The organism is Kutzneria chonburiensis (assembly GCF_028622115.1).
Taxonomy (GTDB): domain Bacteria; phylum Actinomycetota; class Actinomycetes; order Mycobacteriales; family Pseudonocardiaceae; genus Kutzneria; species Kutzneria chonburiensis.
On record NZ_CP097263.1, the window covers coordinates 5,641,194 to 5,657,692 of the forward strand.

General features: G+C 70.8%; 13 protein-coding genes. 8 read left to right on the forward strand and 5 right to left on the reverse strand.

Annotated features, from left to right (window positions below; genetic code table 11):
• Positions 1–102: 102 nt before the first annotated feature.
• Positions 103–2,793, reverse strand: coding sequence for an ATP-binding protein (locus M3Q35_RS25435; RefSeq protein ID WP_273935020.1), 2,691 nt, complete (start codon positions 2,791–2,793; stop codon positions 103–105).
• 196 nt (positions 2,794–2,989) lie between these two features.
• Here M3Q35_RS25435 and M3Q35_RS25440 point away from each other — a divergent pair, with 196 nt between their 5' ends.
• On the forward strand, positions 2,990–3,118 hold the full coding sequence (locus M3Q35_RS25440) for a hypothetical protein (protein ID WP_273935021.1): 129 nt from the start codon (positions 2,990–2,992) through the stop codon (positions 3,116–3,118).
• Positions 3,119–3,128: 10 nt separating this feature from the next.
• Here the strand turns inward: M3Q35_RS25440 and M3Q35_RS25445 are convergent, their stop codons facing one another.
• A complete protein-coding gene (locus M3Q35_RS25445; RefSeq protein WP_273935022.1) occupies positions 3,129–4,388 on the reverse strand; it encodes a DNA polymerase IV in 1,260 nt (419 codons plus the stop codon).
• Between the two features lie 244 nt (positions 4,389–4,632).
• Between M3Q35_RS25445 and M3Q35_RS25450 the strand changes: the two genes are divergently transcribed.
• Entirely contained in the window at positions 4,633–5,877 is a 1,245-nt protein-coding gene (locus M3Q35_RS25450) for a S53 family peptidase (protein WP_273935023.1), read from the forward strand.
• A gap of 20 nt (positions 5,878–5,897) precedes the next feature.
• Here the strand turns inward: M3Q35_RS25450 and M3Q35_RS25455 are convergent, their stop codons facing one another.
• A complete protein-coding gene (locus M3Q35_RS25455) occupies positions 5,898–6,617 on the reverse strand; it encodes a class I SAM-dependent methyltransferase (RefSeq protein ID WP_273935024.1) in 720 nt (239 codons plus the stop codon).
• A 68-nt stretch (positions 6,618–6,685) separates the two neighbouring features.
• Here M3Q35_RS25455 and M3Q35_RS25460 point away from each other — a divergent pair, with 68 nt between their 5' ends.
• From M3Q35_RS25460 to M3Q35_RS25480, 5 genes are all read left to right on the forward strand, one after another.
• Positions 6,686–7,633 carry a ParA family protein gene (locus tag M3Q35_RS25460; protein WP_273935025.1) on the forward strand — a complete coding sequence of 316 codons (948 nt, stop codon included), beginning with the start codon at positions 6,686–6,688 and terminating at the stop codon, positions 7,631–7,633.
• On the forward strand, positions 7,633–8,430 hold the full coding sequence (locus tag M3Q35_RS25465) for a DNA-formamidopyrimidine glycosylase family protein (RefSeq protein WP_273935026.1): 798 nt from the start codon (positions 7,633–7,635) through the stop codon (positions 8,428–8,430). Before M3Q35_RS25460 ends, M3Q35_RS25465 begins: the two co-directional genes overlap by 1 nt.
• A 222-nt stretch (positions 8,431–8,652) precedes the next feature.
• Positions 8,653–10,131, forward strand: a complete 1,479-nt coding sequence (locus M3Q35_RS25470; RefSeq protein WP_273935027.1) for a peroxidase family protein — start codon at positions 8,653–8,655, stop codon at positions 10,129–10,131.
• 10 nt (positions 10,132–10,141) lie between these two features.
• Positions 10,142–11,167, forward strand: a complete 1,026-nt coding sequence (locus M3Q35_RS25475; protein WP_273935028.1) for a lactonase family protein — start codon at positions 10,142–10,144, stop codon at positions 11,165–11,167.
• An 88-nt stretch (positions 11,168–11,255) separates the two neighbouring features.
• Entirely contained in the window at positions 11,256–11,657 is a 402-nt protein-coding gene (locus M3Q35_RS25480; RefSeq protein ID WP_273935029.1) for a hypothetical protein, read from the forward strand.
• Positions 11,658–11,686: 29 nt separating this feature from the next.
• Here M3Q35_RS25480 and M3Q35_RS25485 read toward each other — a convergent pair whose 3' ends face one another.
• Positions 11,687–12,919 (reverse strand): tetratricopeptide repeat protein, encoded by a 1,233-nt coding sequence (locus tag M3Q35_RS25485; RefSeq protein WP_273935030.1) that lies wholly within the window; start codon positions 12,917–12,919, stop codon positions 11,687–11,689.
• Between the two features lie 274 nt (positions 12,920–13,193).
• Between M3Q35_RS25485 and M3Q35_RS25490 the strand changes: the two genes are divergently transcribed.
• The gene (locus M3Q35_RS25490) at positions 13,194–14,213 is read left to right on the forward strand and encodes a quinone-dependent dihydroorotate dehydrogenase (RefSeq protein WP_273935031.1); all 1,020 of its coding nucleotides are present in this window, start codon (positions 13,194–13,196) and stop codon (positions 14,211–14,213) included.
• 124 nt (positions 14,214–14,337) lie between these two features.
• On the opposite strand, the gene M3Q35_RS25495 is transcribed toward M3Q35_RS25490, so the two are convergent.
• Positions 14,338–16,329 carry a S53 family peptidase gene (locus tag M3Q35_RS25495; protein ID WP_273935033.1) on the reverse strand — a complete coding sequence of 664 codons (1,992 nt, stop codon included), beginning with the start codon at positions 16,327–16,329 and terminating at the stop codon, positions 14,338–14,340.
• Positions 16,330–16,499 lie beyond the last annotated feature (170 nt).

Genomic DNA, 16,499 nt, shown 5'->3' on the forward strand with positions numbered 1-16,499 from the left:
CGCGCGGCGGCCGAGTGGCGCGGCCTCGACTCGCGCGATGTCGGACCGGCGGAACCGCGCCGGCCGGGCCATCCTCAGGCCCGGCCGGCGCGGCCTTGCCGGTCACCCAGATGCGGCCTGACGCAGGCCCGCCTCGCGGGCGATGTCGGTACGGGTGCGGACCTGGAGCTTGGCCAGGATGTGCGAGACGTGCGTGGTCACCGTGCGCCGCGACACGAACAGCCGCTCGGCGATCTGCGGGTTGGACAGTCCGGCCACCACCAGCTGGGCCACCGTGGCCTCGGCCGGCGTGAGGCTGTCCCAACCGGTCTTGGCCCTACGGTGCTTGACCTTCGGGCCGCGCCGCAGGCCCAGCCCGCGCAGCACCGACTGCGCCCGGGCCAGCTGCCACTCCGCGCCCAGCTCCGCGTACAGGTCGAGGGCCCGCGACGCCGCCGCCCGGGCCGAGCTCGACTGTCCGTTGTGGACGAACGCGACGGCCGCCGCTTCCAGGGCCAGCGCCCGGGCCAGTGGTCGGCCGCATTCACGGTAGGCGGTGGCCGCGCGCAGCAGTTCCTCACCGTCGCCGTCGACCAGCCCCCGGCAGTACGCCGCGGCCCCGATCCGGTGCCCCACCTCGGAATCCGCCGCCAGGTCGACCACCCGGCCGGTGATCTCCCGCGCGGTGTCCAGGTCGCCGACCGCGACCGCGAGCCGCACGATCTCCGGCAGCACGTCGTCGAAGTCGGCCGAGTCGCGCAGCGCGGCCAGCGCCTCGTCCAGGCGACCGGCCTGCTCGTGCTCAAGACTGGTGACCAGCGCCCTGTGCAACACCGGCCGGCCGCCCACCTGCGCCGCCCGCACCACGGCCAGATGCCGTTGCGCCGCAACGTGATCGCCGCGGTGCAGCGTGACCAGCGCGGCAATGCTGTGGTCGGACGCGGCCACCACGGGGTTCCTGAGCTCGTCGGCCAGCAGGTCGACGTCGACCAGCGCCTGGTCCCAGCGGCCCGAGTCGTACGCCATCTGTACGAGGGCACTCTGCGCCTGGGCCAGCCGCACGGTGTTGCCGACGTGCTCGGCCAGCTGCCGCACGTCCTGCGCGGCGGCCACCGCCTCGTCGCAGCGGTCGACGCCACCAAGCGCCACCGCGCGGTTGATCCGCAGCAGCAGGCTGAGCTCGGCGGTCGCCCCGTCGCGGCCGATCACGCGTACGGCGTGGTCGAGCAGCTCCAGCGCACCGGCCATGTCGCCGCGCAGAATCAGCAGGATGCTGCGCACGTGCAGGGACCAGCCGATCACCCACTCGTCGGCCGGCGCGGCGTCGGCGGCGTCCAGCGCGGCCTTCTCGGCGGCGTCGGAATCGCCGAGATTCCAGTGCGCCCGCGCGGTCAGCACGAGCAGCCGGGCCCGCGCCCGACCGGTGGTGGCCGGATCGGCCAGCGCACGGTCCAGGTCGACCAGCGACTGGGCGACGTGGCCGCTCATGCCGCGGCATTGCAGAAGAATGTGGTGCAGCCACACGATCTGCACGGTGTCCGAGGACAGCGCGAGCGCACGGGTGGCCACGTGCTCGGCCTCGTCGAAGTCGCCGGTGCGGTAGAGCGCGTCGGCGAACCGGCTGGCCAGCGACAGCCGTCGGGCGTCCCAGCGCGGCATGGCCAGCACGCGCCGGAACAGGTCCACCGCGGCCGACGGCGACTGGCCGATGAGCGCGCCGGCGTTGTCGCACAACCAATCCACGGTCCACTCGTCGGCGCCGGACGCCACCAGCAGCTGCTTGGCCACGCGCTCGACCGGCGCGCCGGCGCCGTCGAGCAGTCGGGCCGCGTCCAGGTGCCAGGCCGTCCGCACCGACGGCGACATGCGTTCGTACAGGGCGGATCGCACCAGCGCGTGCCGGAAGGACAGGCCGTCGCCGGCCTCGACCAGCACGCCGGCCGTGGTCGCCTGGTCCAGCGCGGGCAACAGCTCGACGACCGACCGACCGAGCACGACGCCGAGATCGGCCACCGAGAACACGAGCCCGATCAGGGTCGCGGCCCGCAGCACGTGCCGGGTCTGCTCGGACAGGAAGTCCAGCCGGTGGTCGATGGCGGCGGCCAGCGAGCCCGGCCGAGTCGCGCCGCCGGCCAGCGCGGTGACGAGTTCCGTGGTGTACAAAGGGTTTCCGGCCGCGTCCTCGGCGTGCCGGAGCAGCTCGTCGGTCGGCGGCGCGCCGACCAGCCGGGCCACCAGCTCGCCGATCGCGTCGGCCGCCAGCGGACCGAGGCTGATCTGGCCGTCGGGGCCGAGCTGCCGCCACAGCGCGGACAGGTCGTCGCGCACCGGCACCGGCCGCAGCGTGCCGATCAGCAGCAGCGGCAGCTGGTCCACGAGTTTGAGCAGCCGGCTGAACACCGCGACGGTGACCTTGTCGGCCCACTGGAGGTCGTCGATCGCCAGCACCACCGGGCCGTCGGCGCACAGCTCCTCGACCATGCCCAGCACGCGTTCGGCCGCGACGGCAGTGGGATCGACCACGGTCGGGACCTCGCCGCGCAGCAGCCGCAGCACCGCCTGGCCGTCGTCGGAACGCTCCGCGTGCAGGGCCTCCAGCAGCGGCAACAGCGGTAGCAGCCGGCCCAGCTCGTCGCCCGCGCCGCAGAACACGCGGCAGCCGTTCTCCCGGGCCGCGTCGCACACCGTGCGCAGCAGCGTGGTCTTGCCGATGCCGGGTTCGCCGTCGACCAGCGCCGCGCCACCCCGGCCACCGGCGAGGTCACGGACTCGGACGGTCAGCCGGGCCAGTTCACGGCTCCGCCCGATCAGCATGCGCGCCAGAATACAACAAAAACGGAAGCTGAACAAGACATTTCATTTAATAGAACCATTCGAGGTGAACACCGGACGACACAATTGCTGCTCAGTGTTCATTCGCCGCTGGTCCGAGTGTCATACGACGACTGCCACCCTAGGTGTCGAATCGCGCACCACCTGTGTACTGATGCGAAGTCATCACGGAGGAACAATGCGCTTCACCCTGGCCGTCGTGGCGATCGCACTCGCCATTTTCGCTGGTGCCGGCGCTGCCGCCGTCGCGGCAACGTCGCAGACGACCGATTCCGCGGCCCCCGCGATCGGTATGCCCTACGACTAGACGACCTATTTCACTCCCGTTCTTTACGAGTTGTTCGCCCCAGCAACGAGGCTGGGCGCACGGCCGCGCCGCCGAATCGGGAACGTGCCGAGTCGGCGGCCTGGTCCGCTTCCCGCCAGCCCCGCTCGGGGGCGTCCATGAACAGTTGTTCGCCGATCTCGGACGCCTGGGCCAATTGCTCGACCCGTACACCGATCAGCCGAACGGCACCATACGGAACGTTCTCGAGTAGCAGTTTCACGGCGGCTTGATAGACCTCCTGGGTGACATCGGTGGCCACCTGGAGGGTTTTCGAGCGGGTGATCGTGGTGAAGTCCTCGAACCGCACCTTGATCGACACCGTCCGGGCCCGCAGGCCACGGGACCGCAGCGAGGACGCCGTCCGCTCGGACAGGTGCAGCAGCTCCCGCTTGAGCAGCTCCCGGTCGTGGTGGTCGACCTCGAACGTCTCCTCGGCGCCGATCGACTTCTCGGCCGAGTCCGGCACCACCGCCCGCGAGTCGAATCCGTTGGCCAGCGCGTAGAGGTGATCGGCCGCGGCCACGCCGACCACCCGGCGCAGTCGCGCGACCGGTGCCTTGGCGACATCGCCGACCGTGTGCATGTCGATGCGCTCCAACGCTTCCGCGCTGCGCGCGCCCACACCCCACAGCGCCGACACCGGCAGCGGGTGTAGGAACTCGAGCATCTGTTCCTTGGGCACCACCACCATGCCGTCCGGCTTGGCCAGACCCGAGGCCAGCTTGGCCACGAACTTGGTCGAGGCCACGCCGACCGAGCAGTTGACCCCGGTCCGGTCCAGCACGTCGATCCGCAGCTGCGCGCCGATCCTGGACGGCGTCGTGCGCAGTCGTTTGAGCGCGCCGGAGACGTCAAGGAAGGCCTCGTCCAGGCTGAGCGGCTCGACCAGCGGCGTCAGCTCCCGGAACAGGTTCATGACCGTGCGGGACGCTTCCGTGTACAGCTCGAACGTGGGCGAGATGAACACCGCGTGCGGGCACAGCCGGCGGGCCCGCGTGGTCGGCATGGCCGAGCGGACGCCGAAGCCGCGGGCGATGTAGTTGGCCGAGGACACCACGCCCCGATTGCCCGTACCGCCCACGATGACCGGTTTGTCGCGTAGCTCCGGACGTTCGCGGATCTCCACCGACGCATAGAAAGCATCCATGTCGACGTGCAGGATCGGACAGCCGGCATCGTCCGGCCACACCGTGTCGGACACCCGGAACCGCTCCACCAGGCCGCGGGGCAGATTGCCGCTGCGCCCCATGCCGCACACCCCTCGATCACACGTTCGACTCGTCCACGCCGAGTCTAACCCCGCCCCCTGACACTCCCCGCCCCTTTCGCCACATGCGCTTCCCATGTGGCGTCTGGTGCCACATAGGAAGCGCATGTGGCGCGGGCCGGTTCGTAACTGTGAGTGCGGCCAGTCGTTTGGCGGAGTGTCACCCGTGCGGGTGGCACGGGACGATCCAGTCCCGGTTCGTGACGTGAGTCACCTTGGAGGCGGAATGTCACCCTGCGGCAGATCCCGAATCCTGACCATCCTCGCGCTGGCCGCCGCCGCGCTCGTCCCCCTGTCCCTCACCGCGCCCGCGGCCCAGGCCGCGCCCCTGCTCTCCGGTGGCCTCGTCGATCTCGGCTGTGCCACGAGCCACGCTCACTTCCACTGCCTCGGCAAGGCGATCAAGTCGCCGAACGGCCCCGGCCCGATGACCGTGACCGCACCCGTCGGCCTCGCGCCGGCCGACATCCAGTCCGCCTACGGTCTGGCCGGCAAGACGTCCGGCGGCCGCACCGTGGCCATTGTGGACGCCATGGACGCGCCGACCGCCGAGGCCGACCTCGCCGTCTTCCGCAGCAAGCGCGGGCTGTCCCCGTGCACCACCGCCAACGGGTGCTTCAAGAAGGTCAACCAGAACGGGGCCGCCAGCCCCCTGCCGGCCGGCGACTTCGGCTGGGCCGAGGAGATCAGCCTCGACCTCGACGCCGTCTCGGCGACCTGCCCCGACTGCCACATCCTGTTGGTGGAGGCCAATTCCGCCGACACCGACCCGTTGATGACCGCTGTGGACACCGCCGCCAACACCCCCGGTGTGGTGGCCATCTCCAACAGCTACGGCGGGGCCGAGGACGGCACCATCACCGCCGCTGACGTGCACCTCAACCACCCCGGCATCGCCGTCACCGCCTCCTCCGGCGACTCCGGCTACGGCGTCAGCTGGCCCGCGTCTTCGCCGTACGTCACCGCCGTCGGCGGCACCACGTTGACCAAGGCCGCCGGCACCCCTCGCGGCTGGACCGAGAAGACGTGGTCCGGCGCCGGCAGCGGCTGCTCCACCATCGAGCCCAAGCCCGCCTGGCAGCACGACACCGCCTGCACCAAGCGCACCGTCGCCGACGTCTCCGCCGACGCCGATCCCGCTTCCGGCCTGGGCATCTACGACACCTACAACTCGTGCGGCACCAGCTCGTTCTGCGACTTCCTCATCGCACTCGGGCTGGCCCAGGGCGCTGACGGCTGGGTGCAGGTCGGCGGCACCAGCCTCTCGTCGCCGATCATCGCCAGCGTCTACGCGCTGGCCGGCAACTCCGTCACCTCGGGCTCCTACCCGTACGCCCACACGTCCGGCCTGAACGACATCACCACCGGCAACAACGGCACCACCTGCGGCGGTAGCTACCTCTGCACCGCCGGCCCCGGCTACGACGGCCCGACCGGCCTCGGCACTCCCAACGGGGTCAGCGCATTCTGACCGCTACTCGCCCGCCGGCCTCAGGGTCGGCGGGCGAGGGCGTGCAGGCGGGAGGCGACGTCGCGGAGCGGGGCCTGGGTGGCGGCGGCGACCTCGAGTTGCGCAAGCGCTTCCGCGGCGCCGGGGTTGCCCTCCAGCACGGCGCCGGGGACGAGATCGGCGACGACGCCGTAGCCCTGGAGGAGCTCGACGTCCAGGCCGGCCGCGCTCAACGCCGACCGCAGGCTGTCCACATCGAACCGGCGCTTGAGGGTGTCGTCGGGCAGCTGGCCCTCGGGGTCGTCGAGCAGCTGACGGGCGTCGACGAGACGGCCGGCCAGCACGCGGTTGATCAGGGCGGCGTAGCGGTTGGCGACCAGCACGGACACGGCACCGCCGGGGGCGGCGGCACCGGCCAACTGGGACAGCGCCGCCGGGAGGTCGTCGACGAACTCCAACACGCCGTGACCGAGGACCAGGTCGGCGCCGCCGGCGGGGACGAGCTCGGACAGGGCGTCACTGTCGCCCTGGACGGCGGTCACGTGGTCGGCGACGCCGGCCTCGACGGCCCGCCGCTGGAGCGTGGCCAGGGCGTTCGGGCTGGGATCGACGACCGTGACCAGGCACCCCGCGGCGGCCAGCGGCACGGCCCACACGCCGGAACCGCCGCCGACGTCCAGCACACGGGGCGCCTCGGCGTGCCGGCGGCGGACCGCGGCCAGCTCGGTGTCGAGCGCCAGGCGGACGGCATCGGGTCGCATGGGCCCGAGTCTATGGGTGTGCCGGTGTCGTGATCTGCGCGGCTTGTCGGAGACCGTAGGCTGCCCGTGTGCATACGGTTGCGGTGTTGAGCCTCAAGGGCGGTGTCGGCAAGACGACGGTTGCCTTGGGCCTGGCCTCGGCGGCGTTGCGCCGGGGTGTGCGCACCCTGGTGGTGGACCTGGACCCGCAGTGCAACTCGACGGCGACACTGGAACCGGCCGACACCGAGGCCACGCTGTTCCACGTGCTGCAGAAGCCGACGCCGGAGAACGTGCGGGCGGCGATCGCCCCCAGCGGCTGGGGTGAGGGCGTCGATGTGCTGGTCGGCGCCGAGGAGGTGGAGGGGCTCAACCACCCCGACCCCGGCACGAACAAGCTCAGCCGGCTGGAGACCGCCCTGGCGGCCGTGCACGACATGCTGGAGGAGGACGAGCAGCCGTACCAGCTGGTCCTGCTGGACTGCCCGCCCTCGCTCGGCCAACTGACCCGGTCGGCGCTGGTCGCGGCGGACCGGGCGCTGCTGGTCACCGAGCCGACCATGTTCGCCGTGTCCGGCGTGCAGCGGGCGTTCGAGGCGGTCCAGGCCGAACGTGAGGCCCACAACCCCGACCTTCAGCCGCTCGGCGTGGTGGTCAACCGGGTGCGGCCGCGGTCGCACGAGCACCAGTTCCGCATCGACGAGCTGCGGGACATCTTCGGGCCGCTGGTGATGCCGGTGGCGCTGCCGGACCGGCTGGCGGTGCAGCAGGCGCAGGGCGCGTGCATGCCGATCCACATGTGGAACACGCCGGGGGCGCGCGAGGTGGCGCTGGCGTTCAACCTGCTGCTGGCCCGGGTGCTGCGGTCCAGGAGCAGGCGAACCCGCTCGGTGTTCGCTCCGCCCGAGGAGGAGGTCTACGAGGAGGCGCCGGAGGAGACTCCGGAGGACGTCGCCGAGAAGACGACCGAGGAGCACACGCCGCCGGAGGCCGGTCCCATCGGCCGGCCGCAGTTCATGGAACCGCACCTGCCCTGATGCCCGAGGGCGACACGGTATTCCTCACCGCGCACCGGCTGCACGACGCGTTGGCCGGCAATACCTTGACGCGCGGGGAGATCCGGCACCCCTCACTGTCTACTGTGGACCTCGCCGGCCGCGAGGTGGCCGGCGTCGGCTCCGTGGGCAAGCACATCTTCACCCGCCTGGCCGACGGCCTCAGTCTGCACAGCCACCTCCGGATGGACGGCAGCTGGCACCTCTACCGTCCCGGCGAGTCCTGGCGTCGGCCGTCGCACCAGATCAGGGCCATTCTGTCCACTTCGGACAGATCTGCTGTCGGTTTTCTCTTGCACGACCTGGAGTTGCTACCCACCGCCGAGGAGTCGCGCCTGGTCGGCCATCTCGGACCCGACCTGCTGCACCCCTCCTGGGACGCCGACATGGCCGCCGAAGCCGCTCGCCGGCTGGCCGCCGATCCCGCCCGTCAACTCGGGCTGGCGCTGCTGGACCAGCGCGTGATGGCCGGCGTCGGCAACCTGTACAAGGCCGAGGTCTGTTTCCTGCTCCGCGTCTCGCCGTGGTCCCCCGTGTCGGCCATCGACCCTGCTCACGCGGTCGAGCTCAGTCACAAGTTGTTGCTACGCAACGCCTGGCGGCCCGAGCAGTCCACCACCGGCGAGCTGACGCGGGGCCGTCAGCATTATGTCTACGAACGTGGCGGCAAACGCTGCCTGCGGTGCGGCCATGGCGTCGTCCGGGCGATGCAGGGCAGCGGCCTTCAGCAACGCCCCACCTGGTACTGCCCGCACTGCCAGCCCGGGCCGACCGCGTGACTTTGCTGTAGCGGCAAGCATTGTACGCCTCGCACGTTCTCAGCGATTCCCCATGTATCCGGCCCCGGCGTGTGTACTCTTGACGTCACGGGGGATCTTTCCTGCACGGCCGATGACCACGGGGGTGACCGGCCGCTAGGTCCGCGACACCGAGTTCGCACACACGCCGATGGCGCTCGCTCTGGGGAGGGCGGCCCTCGGCGCACGCACTGAGGGGGTTCAGTGACGACCAAGCACGGCTTCGAGATCCGCGGCCTTGACGTGCCACGCGGCGCCGCCCCGCCCACCGGGCGGTTCGGCCGGATGTTCCCGACCCTGCCGGCGCGACCGCCGACGGGGCTGCCGCCGGCCGAGCGGCTGGGGCTGCCCGGCGGCCTGATGGACGGCGGCGACACCACCACCCAACAGGACAGCCCGACCATGGACGCGGGCTTCACCTTCCTCGGCCAGTTCATCGACCACAACATCACCTTCGACGCCACCGGCAACCTGGGCCGGCAGGTCGATCCGGAGGCCACGACCAACTTCCGGCCGCCGATGCTCGACCTCGACCACCTGTACGGGTCGGGCCCGTTCGCCAGCCCGCTGCTGTACGACACCACCTCGCACAACACCAAGCTGGTGCTGTCACCGGACGGCGTCGACCTGGCCCGCACGGCCGACGGCACCGCGTTGATCGGCGACCCGCGCAACGACGAGAACCTGCTGCTCAACCAGGTACACCTGGCGTTCATCAAGTTCCACAACCGGGTGGTCGACGGGCTGCGCGACGGCGAGATCACCGACGTGTTCGGCAACCGGTTCCCGCCGCCGCCCACCGGCGACCCGAACCCGCCGCCCAACGCGTCCATCGCCGATCTGCTCAGCGTGCGCACGTACTGGGACGACCTGTTCGCGGCGGCCCAGCAGATCGTGCGCTGGCACTACCAGTGGATCATCGTGCACGAGTACCTGCCGCTGGTCTGCGGCCAGGACAGCGTGGACGCCATCGACCGGGACGGGCTGCAGTTCTTCGACCCGGGCGGCCATCCGTTCATCCCGGTGGAGTTCGCGGTCGCCGCGTTCCGCTTCATGCACCCGACGATCCGGTCCGACTACACGATCAACGACAAGCACACGCTGCCGCTGTTCCCGCTGGACTTCACCGAGCCGACGCCGCCGGACCCGCACGACCGCGCCGACCTGCGCGGCGGGCCCGTCGCACCGGAGTTCGCGCTGGACTTCCGGCACTTCTTCGCCATCGACGGCTCGCGGCCGCAGCGGGCCAAGCGCATCGAGGCGAAGCTGAACGTGCGGCTGCTCGACCTGCCGCCGATCACCGACGTGCCGGTGGAGATCGGCCGCCAGCTGCGGTCCCTGGTGGTGCGCAACCTGCTGCGCAGCGAGGTGCAGCAGCTGCCGTCCGGCCAGGACATCTCCCGCAAGATCGGGCAGGTGCCGCTGACCGAGGCCGAGCTGGGCATCACCGGACCGGCCTACCTGTGGTTCTACATCCTCAAGGAGGCCGAGCTGCGCCACCGCGGCGGCCGGCTGGGCTCGGTCGGCGCGATCATCGTCAGCGAGGTGCTGGTCGGACTGCTCGACGCCGACCCGATCTCGTACCGCGCCACGTACCCGATCTGGACGCCGACGCTGGCCGACAGCGAGGGCCGGTTCGGCATGGCCGAGCTGCTCCGCTTCGCCGGCGTGGTCGCGGACTGAGGGGGCGGCGATGGACGTGTTGTTCGTGCAGACCAACAACCTGGCCGGCAACCAGGTGCTGGTGTGCGCCATCGACGACAACGGGGCGCTGGAGCTCGTCAGCACGCTGGACACCGACGGCGACGGCGGCGCCCACGACGGGCTGACCTTCGATCCGTTGGACTCCCAGGGATCGCTGGTCTACGACCGGCGGCACCGGCTGCTGTTCGCGGTGAACGCCGGCAGCAACACGGTGTCCGTGCTCGGCGGCACCGGTCCGCATCCGCACCTGCGGCAGGTCGTGCCGTCGGGCGGCGTGCTGCCGGTCAGCCTGGCCCAGCACAACGATCTGCTGTACGTGCTCAACGCCCACGCCGGCGGTTCGATCACCGGCTACCGGATCGCCGGCGGCCGGCTGCACGCCGTCGAGGACTCCACCCGATCGCTGGAGCTGACCCCGGCCAGCGGTCCCGGGCAGAACGTGGTCAGCCCGGCGCAGCTGGTGTTCTCGCCGGACGGCAGCGAGCTGGTCGTCGCGACCAAGGCCGGCGGCGGTGGCCTGCTGGACGTCTTCGCGATCGGCGCGGACGGGCGGCCGTCGGCGGAGTTCACCGCCAACTCCGCCGGCACGCCCGCGCCGTTCGGCTTCGGTTTCGACGGCTACGGCCGGCTGGCCGTGACCGACGCCGCCTTGGGCGTGCTGACCACGTACACGCTGCACCACGGCAAGACGCGGCGGGTGGCCAGCCAGCCGGACGGCAAGGCCGCGATGTGCTGGATTGTCCGGGCCAACGGGAACTTCTACGTCACCGATGCCGGCAGCAACACCATCAGCTGCTACCGCATCGACGAGGACGGCACGCCGACGGTGCTCAACCAGACCTCGACCGGGGCGTTCCCGATCGACATGGCGGTCACCTCGGACGAGCGGTTCCTGTACGTGCAACTGGCGGCGGAGGGCAAGGTCTTCGGCTATCACGTCGAGGACGACGCCACCCTGACCCAGGTCGCGTCGCTCGACGTGCCGGCGAGCGCGCAGGGCATCGCCGTGAGCTGAGCGGGTGACGGGGAGGCGAGGACGGAGCAGGACACGCCTCGCCTCCCCGCTGCTACCGTTGAACGGTTGTCGTGACGAGGGGTGAGGTATGGATCCGATCCTGACCGCGATCGCCGGTGCGGTGGCCAAGGAGGCCGTGACCGCGGGCGGCAAGGCGATCGCCAAGCTCGTGCAGCGGGTGAAGGAGAAGTTCGCCAAGGACCCCGGCGCCGAGGTGGTGCTGGCGTCGGCGAAGGAGGACCCGGACAACACCATGTGGGTCGACGCGCTGGCCAAGGTCCTGCACCGGGCCGAGGAGGCCGATCCGACCTTCGGCGCGGAGCTGCGCGAGCTGTGGAGCACGGCGAAGTCGGAGATCGCCGTCAACGCCAGCAAGACGGAGCAGAACGCGAAGTCGGGCGGCACCAACAACAACGTCAGCGGTCCGGTCAGCGGAACCGTCATACAGAGTCGGGACATCAAGGGCAACGTCCATATCCGCGGCCACTGAGCCGCGCATGGCCGAACCACCCAGCACCGTCAACTGAGCGCGTCGACCCGTTGCCGGGCAACGGGTTCACGAGGGTGCTCCAACACGTGCAGGATGGCGTGGGCCTTGCGGGCCTCGGCCAAGGCGGCGTCACGGTGGCCGAGCTGCTCGTGGGCCTCGCTGAGCAGCCCACGAACGACGGCCTCCTGGAACAGCCGGTGCTTCTCGACCATGGCCTCCAACGCCCGACCGAGCTCGGCGGCGGCCCTGGCTGGCTCACCGGCCCGCAGGAAGGTCTCGCCGATGCTGGTCAGCACCCGGCCCTCGTGGTAGCGGTCTTCCTTGTCCTGCATGTGTTTCAGCGCGTCGCCGAGACCGGCGAAGGCCTCGTCGTAGCGGCCGAGCGCGGACAGGAAACGAGCCCGGTGGTGCCCGAGCAGGGCCCGCTGCTGGTCCTGGGAGGCAAGGGGAATCGCCCGCTCGATGCAGTCCAGCGCCTCGGCGTACGCACCGAGGCCGTACTGCGCGAGGGCCAGCGACCCCAGGTCGGTGGCCAGGCCCTGACGGTGATCGGCCGGCTCGACCTCCACCGCCACGGCGAATTCCGCCTTGGCGGCAACGAAATCGTCCAGCTCGTAGTGCCGGAACCCGAGCTGGCAACGCATCCGCGCCTCGGCCCGACGGTCCCCGCGTCGCACCGCTGCCCGCACGGCGACCTCGTTGACGGTCTTCCAGTCGGTGTAGAGCTTGCGGTGGAAGTACAAGCCCCACAACGCCTCGGCCAGCGCCAGCACGGCATCGTCCATTTCGGACTCGTACGCCGCGGTCACCACCTGCACGAAGTTGGCCCGATCCGGCTCGAGCAGGTCCATCGCCTCGGTGTCGTCACCGTCGAAGGCCGGCACCTCGGCATAGCGCGGACTCAACCGCCAGCGACCCGACGAGATCGCCTGGTCGGCCCCGATCACCCGGTCCACATACCACCACACCATGGCCCGCAACGCTTCCAACTGCTCGGCCGCGCTGTCGGTGCGGTGCAGTTGTTGCAGGGCATGCCCATGGGCCAGCGGACTGAACGAGTAGCGGTCACCGTGCGAGGCCCTCAGCAGCTGCGCGTCCTCGAGCACGTCGAGCAGTTCGGCCCCGTTGGGGTCGAGCGCGTCGGCCATGTCGCCGGCGAAGTCGGCGCCCGGGTGCATGGCCAGCAGCCGGTACAGGCGCGCCGCCGATGACGACAGGTTCTGGTACGGCAAGTCGAAAGCCCCCTTGTCCTCCCGAGACATCCGCCGATGCGGCGCGCCCGGCTCGGACAGTTTGCGCTCGGCCCGCCGTTCTGTCAGCGCCCGTTGGCCAGCAACCCCCTGAGCACGTCCAAGCAGCTCGCCGGCGTGCCCCTCGCCAAAGCAGAGCTCGCCGACCTGGAACACGGTGTAGGCGTGCCCACTGAATCGTTGTGCCCCCCGGTCACGGCGTTCGAGCCTACTCCCGGCGTCGGCTGCGTCACACCACCGGTGGTGGCTGTCCGCGTGCCGCCCGTGACCAGGCACGATAGGGGTCGTGGTGTACAAGCAGCTGGTCCGCAGGACGTTGTTCCGGTTCGGCGGGGGCGACCCCGAGGTGGCCCACGAGCGCACGATGGGCGTGCTGCGCCGGGTGGCTGTGATGCCGCCGGTGCTGTCGGCGCTGCGCGCGCGGTACGGGGTGGTCGCGCCGCGCACGGTGTTCGGGGTGCAGTTCCCCAACCCGGTCGGGCTGGCCGCGGGTATGGACAAGGACGGCCTGGCGCTGCCGGCCTGGCCGGCGCTGGGCTTCGGCTTCGTCGAGGTCGGCACGGTCACCCGGCACGCGCAGCCGGGCAACGACCGGCCGCGGCTGTTCCGGCTGCCGGACAGCGAGGCCGTCATCAACCGGATGGGCTTCAACAACCGGGGCGCGCAAGCGCTTGCCGACCGGCTCGACCGACTGGGGCCGCTGCCGGTGCCGCTGGGCATCAGCCTGGGCAAGTCCAAGGTCACGCCGGTCGAGAAGGCCGTCGAGGACTACCGGCACTCGATGCGGGTCCTCGGCCGGCACGGCGACTACTTCGCCGTGAACATCAGCTCCCCCAACACTCCCGGGCTGCGCACGCTCCAGGACCGGGCGGCGTTGAACGAGCTGCTGGCCGGCGTGCAGGAGGAGAACGCCGACAACCGGCCGCTGCTGGTGAAGATCGCCCCCGACCTGACCGACAGCGCCATCGGCGAGCTGCTGGAGGTGTGCGGTGAGCACGACATCAGCGGCGTCATCGCCACCAACACCACACTCGGCCGGGACGGCCTCAAGCCCACCGACCAGGCCCGGGCCCAGGAGACCGGCGGCCTGTCCGGCCGCCCCCTCGCCGGCCGCGCGCTGGAGGTGGTTCGCCTGGTGCACAAGGAGACCGGCGGCCGCATGCCGATCATCGGCGTCGGCGGCATCTTCGACGCCGACTCGGCCCAGCGCATGATCGACGCCGGCGCCGACCTGGTGCAGGTCTACACCGGCTTCATCTACGAGGGCCCCGGCCTGATCCGCCGGATCAACCGCTCGCTGCGCTGACGCTGTGAACGGACCATTCCCAAACTCCGAGTTGAGGAATGGTCCGTTCCGAAGAGCACGGGCTGAGCATGCGAGTGGCGCCTGCCCCAGGAGAGGAGGGCAGGCGCCACACGTGTGAGCTGGTTCAGATCAGGCCGAGGAAAAGCAGGCCGTTGGGCGTCCCGAGGCCGGTGATGTTGTCGTAGCCGCGGGTGGTGTGGATGGTCTCGTCCTGGTTGTTGTACGTCCGGACGCTGCGCTTGAAGCCGTCGGTGTCGTCGACGCCGTTGACGAAGTCGACGCGCACCGAGCCGCCGTCGACCGGCTTGACGTCGGTGACCGCCGGGGTGTGCGACAGGGCCTTGTACAGCCACGGGTTGATGAACCCGTGCCGGCCGCCGAACTGGTCGGCCACGGCCATCAGGCCGGCCATCAGCGGCGAGGCGAGGCTGGTGCCGCCGATGCGGTACTCGCCGTACTTCACGGTGCCGTCCGGCCAGGTCTGGGTCAGGCCGATCAGCATGCCGGTGGTCGGGTCGGCGTCCATCGAGATGTCCGGGACGACGCGGCCGCGGTTGTTGCCGGTCTGGTTCTGCTTGGCCAGCGCGTCCGGCACGACGCCCTTCTGGTAGTTCGGCTCCGGGAACAGCACCGAGGTGCCGCCGCCGGCGCCGTACAGCCACGCGCCCGGGGCGGCCGGGGTCCACGCGCCGTCGGTGAGCGAGGACTTGCCGGTGGCCCAGCCGGTCTCGAACGTCTTGCGGCCGTCCTTGCCGATGCCGAGCGACGTGCCGCCAACCGCGGTCACCCACGGGCTGGAGGCGGAGAAGTCGGCCGACGGGGCCGGCAGGTTGTGGCTCTCGTCGCCGTCGTCACCGGAGGAGAAGTACACGCCGATGCCCTCGGCCGCCGCCTGGATGGCGATGGTCTGGAACGCCTGCACCTCGTCGGCCGGCACGTCCTCGCCGCGGTTGCCGTACGAGTTGGACACGATCTGGGCCAGGTTCTTGGACACGATCGTGTTGAGCGCCTTGTCCAGGCCCTCGTCCGAGCAGTCGGCGCCGCCGACGTAGAGGATCTTCGCGCCCGGGGCCATGGCGTGCACGGCCTCGACGTCCAGGCTCTGCTCGCCGTACCAGCCGGAGGCGTCGCACTGGTCGGGGTCCTCGCTGCCCGGGGTGGGCGGGAAGACGATCTGGCTGTACTGCGACTTCTTCAGCGGGTGCGCCGGGTCGTTGCGCTGGGCGTACTCGGCGGCGTCCGCGTACAGGGTGGGCGAGGCGAACGCGTCGACGATGGCGACGGTGACGCCGCGGCCGTCGAGACCGAAGCGGTTGGCCACGTCCAGCTGGGAGGCCGCGCGCAGCTGGCCCGGCTGGTAGCCGCAGACCACGTACGGCAGCTGCTTGCCGTTGTAGGCCGGGTCCGTCGTGTCGGTCTTCTGCCCGTAGTAGTCCGAGCACGGCCGGGCGTTGACGAACGCCGCCGGCGGCGGGGCCACCGCGGGCTGGCTGGTCTTGGCCTTGGGCTGCACGGCGTTCGGCGTCGCGTCGCCGGCACCGCCGACGTGGGACGGCTTGAGCAGCGAGATGGCCTGGTCGATGTTGATCACACCGGAGACGTACGAGGAGACGGCGGCCGGGACCGACAGGTTGCGGTCCTGCGAACGCAGCGTCTTGCCCTGCACCCGGTACTCGCCCAGGTTCACGCCGAAGGCCTTCTGCACCTGGTCGACGGTGCCGGTGGCCTCGACGTAGGCGTTGTTGGCCGGCACCTCACCGGCGGCGAAGCCGGCCGAGGTCAGCCAGTTGCGCACCGCGGTGACCGCGCCGGCGGTCGGCGCGAACTTGGCCTTGACCTCGTCGGTGCTGAGGAACTTGCGGTAGGACGAGCTGTTCGGGTCGGACACGGCGGTGGCCGCGGCCTCGAGCCCGGCCTGGTCGGCCTGCTTGAGGTACACCCGGAAAGTCAGCTTGGACGCCGTGTCGGCGTTGCCGACCTTCGCGTTCGGGCTGGCCCACAGCGGGTGCGAGTCCGGAATAACGGACTGCCCCGCCGCGGCGGCGGACGGCGCGAGGCTGGAGACTCCGGCCCCGACCATCGCCAGCGCGAGCAGCATCGCTGGAGTTCTTCGCACGAAATTCGCCCCTTCTGAAGTCCCCGCGACAAATAGTCACGGGTGCAGATTTCAGCCCCGGAGCGGCATTCGGGTCCCGCAGCCCCCGCACCCGGGTGCCGAGAAGGCTAACCCTGAGCACAAGCTGAGGAAACAGGGAGATTTTCAATGTGATCGGAGTTTTTAACAGA

Coding starts and splice junctions, on each gene's coding strand:
- M3Q35_RS25435 (WP_273935020.1), bottom strand. CDS start 2,793: ATGCTGATCGGGCGGAGCCGTGAACTGGCCCGGCTGACCGTCCGAGTC.
- M3Q35_RS25440 (WP_273935021.1), top strand. CDS start 2,990: ATGCGCTTCACCCTGGCCGTCGTGGCGATCGCACTCGCCATTTTCGCT.
- M3Q35_RS25445 (WP_273935022.1), bottom strand. CDS start 4,388: ATGGGGCGCAGCGGCAATCTGCCCCGCGGCCTGGTGGAGCGGTTCCGG.
- M3Q35_RS25450 (WP_273935023.1), top strand. CDS start 4,633: ATGTCACCCTGCGGCAGATCCCGAATCCTGACCATCCTCGCGCTGGCC.
- M3Q35_RS25455 (WP_273935024.1), bottom strand. CDS start 6,617: ATGCGACCCGATGCCGTCCGCCTGGCGCTCGACACCGAGCTGGCCGCG.
- M3Q35_RS25465 (WP_273935026.1), top strand. CDS start 7,633: ATGCCCGAGGGCGACACGGTATTCCTCACCGCGCACCGGCTGCACGAC.
- M3Q35_RS25475 (WP_273935028.1), top strand. CDS start 10,142: ATGGACGTGTTGTTCGTGCAGACCAACAACCTGGCCGGCAACCAGGTG.
- M3Q35_RS25480 (WP_273935029.1), top strand. CDS start 11,256: ATGGATCCGATCCTGACCGCGATCGCCGGTGCGGTGGCCAAGGAGGCC.
- M3Q35_RS25485 (WP_273935030.1), bottom strand. CDS start 12,919: ATGTCTCGGGAGGACAAGGGGGCTTTCGACTTGCCGTACCAGAACCTG.